Raw genomic sequence first — 8,672 nt, forward strand, 5'->3', positions numbered from 1 at the left:
TGCCCGCGCAGGTGAGTCCGGACGTGGCTTTGCTGTGGTTGCGGATGAGGTACGCACGCTGGCGACCAAAACCCAGCAATCGACCAAGCAGATCTCAGAAAGCATTAAGCAGTTACAAACATCGGCGGATAACGCGGTGGCTGCCATGGCAACGGGTCAGGAACAAGCTCAGCAGAGCATGAGCAACATCCGTCAATCACAAACTTTTATCAGCGAACTGAATGAGGCCTTTGCACAAATAAGCGATCAAAACAAAGCGGTATTTGACGCGGTCAACCGTCAGCAGCAACAGTCCGGTACGGTTAAATCCGGCTTGAACTCCATTGCTGAGCAAAGTCAGCTAACCCTGGGCCAGGCACGCCAAATGCAACAGGTATCGGAACGTATTACCCAAACATTACGGCAAATCAGTCAGGACATCGCGCGCTTCACCATCAACAACGCCGGATAATCCGGCGTTTTTTAGCTCGACACCAGCCTGTATTCACCTATTTACACCAAATGTTAATGCGAACTGTTTGCATTTATAAATGAGAATGGTTATCCTTGCCGCGAATTTTCCAAGGTCGATGTAAAGGACACCCATGCAAAAGACATTGTTAGCTGCCAGTTTAATGACTGCCCTCTCCAGTTCAGCCGTATTCGCCAATCAGGAAACGGATGAACTACGCGCGTTAATCGCCGAACAGAAAAAGGCGTTAGAAGCATTAGAGCGTCGTTTAGAAGCCTCCGAGAAACGTGCGGAATTAGTTGCCGATGCGGTTGAATCTCAACAAACAGCCAGCAAGTCTGCCACCACTATCGGTGGTTACGGTGAACTGCATTACAACAACATCACTAACAACAAAACCGACGAAAAGACCCGTGAGATGGACTTTCACCGTTTCGTATTGTTCTTCAACCATGAGTTTGACAGCAAAACCCGCTTCGTATCTGAGCTGGAACTGGAACACGCACTGGCAGGTGAAGGTAAGCACGGTGAAGTAGAGCTGGAGCAGGCTTACGTAGAGCACGACTTTAGCGACACAGTCACCGCCAAAGCCGGTTTGTTCCTGATGCCGGTTGGCTTGATCAATGAAACCCATGAGCCGCCAACGTTCTATGGTGTTGAGCGTAACCCGGTAGAAAAAGACATTCTGCCGACCACCTGGTGGGAAGCAGGTATCGGTGCAAACTTTAAACTTGCGCCAGGACTGGCACTGGATACCGCCATCACCTCAGGCTTAGCCACGCCGGTAGACGGCAGCAACGCGTTTAAAATCCGTAACGGCCGCCAGAAGGTATCTGAAGCAACCGCGAATGATTTAGCCTATACGGCACGAATTCGTTATACCGCGATTCCTGGTCTGGAACTGGGTGCCTCTTTGGTATATCAGTCAGACCTGAGCCAAGGCACATTGGATGACGCAGCAGCGGCAACCCTGTTTACTGCGCACGGTGTGTACAGCGTTGATCAATTCAGCGTGCGTGCGTTATATGCACAGTGGAATGTCGACGGTGCCGATGCGGCTGCGGTAGGACGCGATAAGCAAACGGGTTTCTATATCGAACCTTCCTATAAACTGAATGATCAGTTTGGTGTATTTGCCCGTTATAGCGCATGGGACAACAATGCCGGTGATAGCGCCGATACGGAAAAAACCCAAACCAACATTGGTATCAATTACTGGCTGCATGAAGATGTGGTACTGAAATTCGATATCGAATCTCAGGGTGGTGCCGCCGATGCCGATGGCTTCAACCTGGGTGTCGGTTACCAGTTCTGATGACTGACGGGGGCTTTTGCCCCCGTGTTTGATCCCATGATGGCACGATTATTTATTCTGTTAGCATCATTACTCTGCGCTACCGCACAGGCAGAGGACGTGTATTTAACCCCTGCAGAATTTATTCAGCAGGCGCTCGGCAGCGTCCCAAAACCTGCGGTTATCTGGCTGGATGACAGTGTCAAAGATGATATTGACCAGATCATGGCCCGGCGCTATGAAAAGTTGCGCGTAAAATACTGGCGCGAGCAAGATCAAACCGTTTGGATCATGGATGAAATCGGTAAAGAATCCCCTATTACCGTCGGGATCCACATTAAAAATTCACAAATTCAGCAGGTTAAGGTACTCATTTATCGCGAAAGCCGCGGCGATGAAGTGCGCCATGACTTTTTCACCAATCAGTTTATCGACACCCGGCTGGATAACGAGTTACAGCTTGACCAACACATTGATGGTATAACTGGCGCGACGCTGTCCGTGCGGGCACTGACTAAATTATCGCGTCTGGCGCTCTATCTGCACAACAAGGTAACGCAAAGCAAATGAAACGTAACGCGGGTAAAAAGACATTTCGTGTCTGGCACCGTCGAATTGGCGTAGCGATAGCGTTATTTTTACTCTTGATCACCGTGACAGGCATGCTGATTAATCATGCCAATCAATTAGGGCTGGATCGTACGCCGGTCAAAAATAAGCTCTTGCTCGACGTTTACGGCATAGGCGCCCCCCATGCGTTACAAACATTTTCCTATCAGCAGCGACACCTCACCCTCGCCGATAGTCGTGTATTGCTAGACGAACAACTGATATGGGAAAGTGCCTACCCGCTAATTGCGGCGGTTGCTACCGAACAAGGCTGGTTTGTTGCCAGCCAACAGCAGCTCATCTGGCTGAGCCCTGGCGGTCAGTTGATTGATACCTTGGATAGCGCCAGTGGTTTGCCTACGCCAATCACCGGCCTGGGACAGGTACAGCAATCCCCGCTCCTGCGCACCCCAGAGGGCAACTGGCTGTCCGAAGATGAATTCCTAAGCTGGACGCGCGCACACGCAAATGCAGAGATAGTCTGGTCTGAGCCCGACGGAAATACCCCCGAGCATATGGTGTTACTGGCGCGAAGCCAGCACCTGAACTGGGAGCGCGTGTTATTGGATCTGCACAGTGGCCGCTTGTTTGGCAGCTGGGCCATCTGGTTTTGGGATGTGATTGGCCTGCTGATTATCGCCATGCTGCTCAGCGGCCTATGGCTTTGGCAAAGCAAACGCTAAACGGCTTACCTTCCGCTACACTCATCTGTCTGTGTATTACGCGCGGGTTCATGTATAATCCGCGCTCCTAAAATTTGGGCCTTTGTAATTCGGGTACACCATGACAGTTGAAAAATTCGATCCTAAACAAACCACCACGCTGGAAACGCCACAAAAAGTGCTGGCAGAGCAGCGCGGCGACGCCACGGCAGGTAATGCGCGTATTGGGTTTGTAAGCTTAGGTTGCCCGAAAAACCTGGTGGACTCTGAGCGTATTCTGACCCAACTTCGCACTGAGGGTTACGATGTAGTGCCCAGCTACGACGATGCGGACCTGGTTATCGTTAATACCTGTGGTTTTATTGACACCGCGGTACAAGAATCATTAGACACCATCGGCGAAGCGCTGCGAGAAAACGGCAAAGTTATCGTTACCGGCTGTTTGGGCGTTAAAGAAGACGACATCCGTGAAGTTCACCCTAATGTGCTGGCGATTACCGGCCCTCATGCCTATGAAAGCGTGGTTGAACAGGTTCACGAACACCTGCCTAAACCCAGCCATAACCCGTTTCAGGATCTCATCCCGGATCACGGCGTGAAATTAACGCCGCGCCACTTTGCTTATTTAAAAATATCGGAGGGCTGCAACCACCGTTGTACCTTCTGCATTATTCCGTCAATGCGCGGTGATTTGGTCAGCCGCCCAATTGGCGAAGTGCTGGACGAAGCCACCCGCCTTAAAAATGCCGGGGTACAGGAATTACTGGTGATTTCGCAGGATACCAGTGCTTATGGCGTCGATGTTAAACACCGTACCGGCTTCTGGAATGGTATGCCGGTAAAAACCGACATGCTTGGCCTGGCAGAAAAACTCGGTGAGATGGGGATTTGGGTGCGTATGCACTATGTCTACCCTTACCCTTCGGTAGATAAGGTCATCCCGTTAATGGCACAGGGTAAAATTCTGCCGTATCTGGATATTCCGTTCCAGCATGCCAGCCCGCGTATTCTGAAGCTGATGAAACGCCCGGCAGCAGCTGAGCGCACACTGGAGCGCATCAAAGCCTGGAAACAGGTATGTCCGGAACTGGTGATCCGTTCAACCTTTATCGTTGGCTTCCCGGGTGAAACCGAAGAAGACTTCCAAATCCTGTTGGATTTCCTTGAAGAAGCCCAGTTAGATCGTGTTGGCTGTTTTACCTATTCTGAAGTCGAAGGCGCCACTGCCAATGATTTACCCGATCCGGTACCAGAAGAGATCAAGCAACAGCGTCTGCAACGCTTTATGCAAAAACAAAGCGAAATCAGCGCGCAAAAACTGCAAGACAAAATAGGTCTGGAGTTCCAGGTACTGATTGACGAAGTCACCTCGGAAGGCGCGGTTGGCCGTACCTACATGGATGCGCCAGAGATCGATGGTAAGGTCTATCTGACTGACGAATTCGATGTAAAACCGGGCGAGAAAATCTGGGCACAAATCATTCATGCCGATGAACACGACTTGTGGGCAGTACGCGTGGATGATGAAGACGACGAGCAGGAATAGTCTACTCCCGAGAGTCCCTCCGACCCTTAATTAAAAAGGCAGATATATTTATCTGCCTTTTTAATTGAAAAAATTTAACGACTAGCAGCAACACATGCGGCAGGACGAGGAAATAGTAAGATACGATTATTATCCCCTGACTGTTTTAAACACATTCAGAGATGCAAACAGTTTTATCAGTAGGCCTTTCACTTTGGGTTCGATTACCTTCGCAATGTAAAGAGCCAGTGGACTGATTAGAGCAATAGCAACCAACGGATAGACAAAGCTAGGCACAAGCCCCACCAAGTGATTCAGTTTAATTGTTATCGATATCATCATATTTTCATGTAGCAAATACAGTGGATAACTGATCACACCGAAAAACAAAAAAAGACGATTACTGATTAGCGCCTGCAGCTTTTGATTAACAATAGAAAGCGCAAAAAACATTGAAACAACAACGGCAGCAAAACTGGGTATCGGGTTAAAACCACCTTCGACAATTGCACTAATAATCGAAATCATTATGCCCGTCACATACCATTTTACGTTATCGGTTTTTAAGTAGGAGTAATACGCTGCACCAGCCGCAAACCAGCCAAAATATTGAAAGCCAAGTGTATGAGTAATCGTGTGGAATACCGAAAAAGATTGGATTGCCAGCGTTTCGGACAAGTAGCGACTGACTAGCCACATGATAAAACACAGAAAAACAGACACCACTAAATATTTTCTGCCTACAGTGAAGTAAATAATCGCAGCGGCGAGATAAAACTTAAATTCTACGTACAGCGACCAAAAGGCACCCTCAATACTGGACAGTTTCAAGCCGGTTAACTTAGCCCAGATATATGGTTCAACAAATGAAAGGCCTGTTATTAGGTCTTTAAGTTCGGGTTGACCTTTAGGTCTCTCGTGAAAAAATCCGGCGGTGGCGTATATAATTAACGAACATACCAACATGGCCGGAAATAGTCGCAACCAACGCCGGTAAATAAAACTCCCTGCGTTTTTTGAATTATCCAACGACATGAAAATCACAAATCCTGAAATCAGGAAAAATAAATGCACACCCAGATAACCAAACTTAAATAACGGAAACTCACCAAATGCATCACCATACGGCATTATTTCAGGCCGAGACGCAAACGCGTGGAATGCAATCACCAACAAAATCGCAATACCGCGATGACCATCTAAATAACTAATTCTCTTCATCGTATATTTTCCAGACTTTTCCTTAAGGCTGATATCCAGATTTCATTGCCTTTTTTTGATAAATGAATGGCGTCCGCCAGTTGATAGTCTGCTGGCATAAATCCGCCTGGCGCCAGTTTGTCTTCGAAAACATCAAGAAAAGTAACGTGGTCAAACTGCTGGCTCAAATCACGTAATTCCCCATTCAATGCATGAATTCTGTGATTAAATAAGTCATGCTTACTTTGGCCGACTGGGTGCACGGCACACAAAACCACCCCAATGTTATCAGGTAATTGCGTTAGAATTTGGTTGTATTGAGTGAGGATTTCAGTGTTGCTGCGAAAGCGTAAATCATTAAAACCAATCTCCAGTACAACGGCGCTGCTCTTGGATAAAGAGCGATATTCTTTGACCCTTCGCAGCACCCCTACCGTGGTATCATTACCAATTCCATAATTCACCGCCTTATCTGTTACCGCTGCTACGGCAAGCCCCTGAACGTGGCTATCACCGATGAAGATGACTGACCCTTCGGTTAAATTATTGTCAATTCTGGAGTGAAACGCAGTCATGGTTTCATAATGACGGGTGAACTCGTTCGACTGTGACTCAGACACGCTAAAAACCTGACTAATCAAGTCAGTGTATTTCAGCATTAACACAATCACTACGTGAAGACACAGCACGTAAACAAACGCAATTTTCCTCATTACCAAAGGCACCTACATCAAACTGGCTAATCCTAACAAGGTACAGCTGCGCCATTATACCGATAAAACAGCTGAAACATATTGCCGCATAAAAAATCACCGCCGCAGTCCCGGTTTTATGTCAGTCAACAGTATTGTGCCGAAGGTTCAACCGAGGCAGAAGCAATTTGGCGTCGTCCCTCAGGCGATAAAAAGGGCAGCGTTCAGACTGCCCTTTTTTATTTCTCTATCCAAAGCATTAAATAACCAAATCCGCGTACGCGGCCGCAGCCATTACTGGCACAAACTCAGTAATCTCATAGTGCACTGCGCCACTTTTGATAAAGGGATCCGCTGCTAACATGCTCACCAGTTCCGCTTCGCTGGCGTGCATAGAAATTAAAATGCCACCTGTACGTGGCACTTTACGCCCGCCAAACATCAATTGATTAGTTTGATACTCTTGATGTAAATATTGTTTGTGTTGCTCGGTTAATACCGGCGTAATTTTAGTCATATCGGTAAAATGCATATCGACCAGAAACATCTATGCCTCGCTATTTAGTTAGTTGAAAGGTATATTGCTACTTATTTCGTAGCGAATTGTAACGGCACAGCAAGCAATCTGCTACTTTTTTAGAAGCAAACTTATGAACACACCTTTACCAAACCAACCTGTAAGAGGTTCACATTCTGGTGTCGCCATCATGGCGGTATTCGACCTGTTGGGACGCAAGTGGAATATGCGGATCTTGTGGGAGCTCAGAACCGGCCCCCAAACGTTTCGTACCCTACAGGAAAACTGCGATAACATGTCACCATCGGTACTTAATAATCGTATTAAACAATTAGCGGACGCTAGGTTGCTGGCCACCTCTCCCACTGGCTATCAACTCACCGAACTCGGCAATACATTAATGACGACATTAGATCCGCTTCGGGCGTGGGCATCTGTGTGGGAAAAGCAGCTTTAGGGTATCTCAACTTTTAAAACAGACCCTATCGATTGCATTAAGGTCATTAGCCTTGTCTGACTTTGGAAATATCCGATCCATAGTTCACAAGGCCAGACAAATATTCCCATCTATACCCGGGTTTGATACCGACAACATAAAGTTGGCATGATTCTGGATACACTCCTACCGATTGAACAACATGAGGTAGTAAACATGAATCATAAACTCATCACTGTATCCCTTATTGCTGCTGGTGTACTGGCAGGTTGTGGTGGCAGTAACGACAAACCGTTAGAGCAACCGAATCCCACGTTTGCGTTGGCGATCAGCGACGCCCCGGTAGATGACTTGTCTGAAGTTGTGGTCTGTTTTAACGCGGTAGAACTCAAACATGCAGATGGCAGCGCCAGCGACAGCACCTTCACTGTCGGCACCGATCCTCAAATGCTTACCGCCAATGACGTATGTAAAAATGACGCAGGAGAGGTAATTCCTGCCACTGTAGGGATTAATTTACTGGATTATATGGGTATGGCCAGTGAATCCCTGTTATCAGAAGTGAGTATCGCGCCAGGTACCTATAACCAGTTACGTCTGGTGATGGCGGATGGCTCTTATGGCACAGTAAAAGAAACAGGCGAAAAAATTGATGTCAGCGTGCCGTCCAATGAATTAAAACTGGATGGATTTACGGCTGCGTTGGGTAATACATTGAGCTTTACGCTGGAATTTGATCTTCGTAAAGCCATGACCAACCCAGTTGGTCAGTCCGGTTATTTCCTTAAGCCACGTGGTGTACGTTTGGTTGATAACAATCAGATTGGTCATGTCCAGGGCACAGTTGACGAAACCATCCTGGTCAATAACAGCTGTACCGTTGCACCAAGCGACATTACAACACCAGTAGCGACTGTGTACCTATATCAGGGCGTGTCGCTGGATAGCAACACCCTGGCGGACAACGGCGGCGCGGAAGGTGTAGAGCCGTTTGCCAGCACCACAGTAACATTTGATGGTGCCGCTACGTACAGTTACGAAATTGGTTATGTGCCTGCCGGTGATTATACGCTGTCGCTGTCTTGCGACACGGTAGATGATCCTGAGGCGGATGATGACATCACTCAACTGCAGCAAGCGGAAGTGAGCGTCAGCGCAAACTCGACACCTGTCGCGGTTAATTTTACTGCAGGCTAACTCAGTCGTGAGACACAGACTAAACGGCGCCGACTGGCGCCGTTTTTAGGTATCAATTCACATACCTGCGTCTGAACAAACCCTCTTTG

Annotated in this window: 10 protein-coding genes; 7 read left to right on the forward strand and 3 right to left on the reverse strand. The window is 47.8% G+C overall.

What is annotated here, in order from left to right; translation table 11 throughout:
• The 5 genes from TK45_RS02525 to rimO all read left to right on the forward strand — a co-directional run.
• The coding region (locus tag TK45_RS02525) for a methyl-accepting chemotaxis protein (RefSeq protein WP_305764514.1) at positions 1–451 on the forward strand (451 nt) is incomplete at its 5' end.
• A gap of 133 nt (positions 452–584) precedes the next feature.
• A complete protein-coding gene (locus TK45_RS02530) occupies positions 585–1,766 on the forward strand; it encodes a porin (protein WP_131257060.1) in 1,182 nt (393 codons plus the stop codon).
• A 24-nt stretch (positions 1,767–1,790) separates the two neighbouring features.
• Positions 1,791–2,315, forward strand: a complete 525-nt coding sequence (locus tag TK45_RS02535; protein ID WP_371414247.1) for an FMN-binding protein — start codon at positions 1,791–1,793, stop codon at positions 2,313–2,315.
• A complete protein-coding gene (locus TK45_RS02540; protein ID WP_131257062.1) occupies positions 2,312–3,037 on the forward strand; it encodes a PepSY-associated TM helix domain-containing protein in 726 nt (241 codons plus the stop codon). Before TK45_RS02535 ends, TK45_RS02540 begins: the two co-directional genes overlap by 4 nt.
• Positions 3,038–3,137: 100 nt before the next feature.
• Positions 3,138–4,562, forward strand: a complete 1,425-nt coding sequence (gene rimO / locus TK45_RS02545) for a 30S ribosomal protein S12 methylthiotransferase RimO (protein ID WP_131257063.1) — start codon at positions 3,138–3,140, stop codon at positions 4,560–4,562.
• Positions 4,563–4,691: 129 nt separating this feature from the next.
• Here the strand turns inward: rimO and TK45_RS02550 are convergent, their stop codons facing one another.
• The 3 genes from TK45_RS02550 to TK45_RS02560 form a co-directional block, all read right to left on the reverse strand.
• Entirely contained in the window at positions 4,692–5,762 is a 1,071-nt protein-coding gene (locus TK45_RS02550; protein ID WP_131257064.1) for an acyltransferase, read from the reverse strand.
• Positions 5,759–6,361, reverse strand: a complete 603-nt coding sequence (locus tag TK45_RS02555) for a GDSL-type esterase/lipase family protein (protein WP_165490681.1) — start codon at positions 6,359–6,361, stop codon at positions 5,759–5,761. The genes TK45_RS02550 and TK45_RS02555 overlap by 4 nt, the downstream gene beginning before the upstream one ends.
• A 331-nt stretch (positions 6,362–6,692) precedes the next feature.
• Complete coding sequence (locus tag TK45_RS02560) at positions 6,693–6,980, reverse strand: YciI family protein (RefSeq protein WP_131257066.1); 288 nt, start codon at positions 6,978–6,980, stop codon at positions 6,693–6,695.
• A gap of 103 nt (positions 6,981–7,083) precedes the next feature.
• Between TK45_RS02560 and TK45_RS02565 the strand changes: the two genes are divergently transcribed.
• Together TK45_RS02565 and TK45_RS02570 are read left to right on the forward strand one after the other, a co-directional pair.
• Positions 7,084–7,407: a helix-turn-helix domain-containing protein gene (locus TK45_RS02565; protein WP_131257067.1), complete on the forward strand. Its 324-nt coding sequence runs from the start codon at positions 7,084–7,086 to the stop codon at positions 7,405–7,407.
• Between the two features lie 195 nt (positions 7,408–7,602).
• Positions 7,603–8,583: a DUF4382 domain-containing protein gene (locus TK45_RS02570; RefSeq protein WP_131257068.1), complete on the forward strand. Its 981-nt coding sequence runs from the start codon at positions 7,603–7,605 to the stop codon at positions 8,581–8,583.
• The last annotated feature ends 89 nt before the right edge of the window (positions 8,584–8,672 follow it).

This window comes from Bowmanella sp. JS7-9, assembly GCF_004329715.1.
GTDB lineage: Bacteria > Pseudomonadota > Gammaproteobacteria > Enterobacterales > Alteromonadaceae > Pseudobowmanella > Pseudobowmanella zhangzhouensis.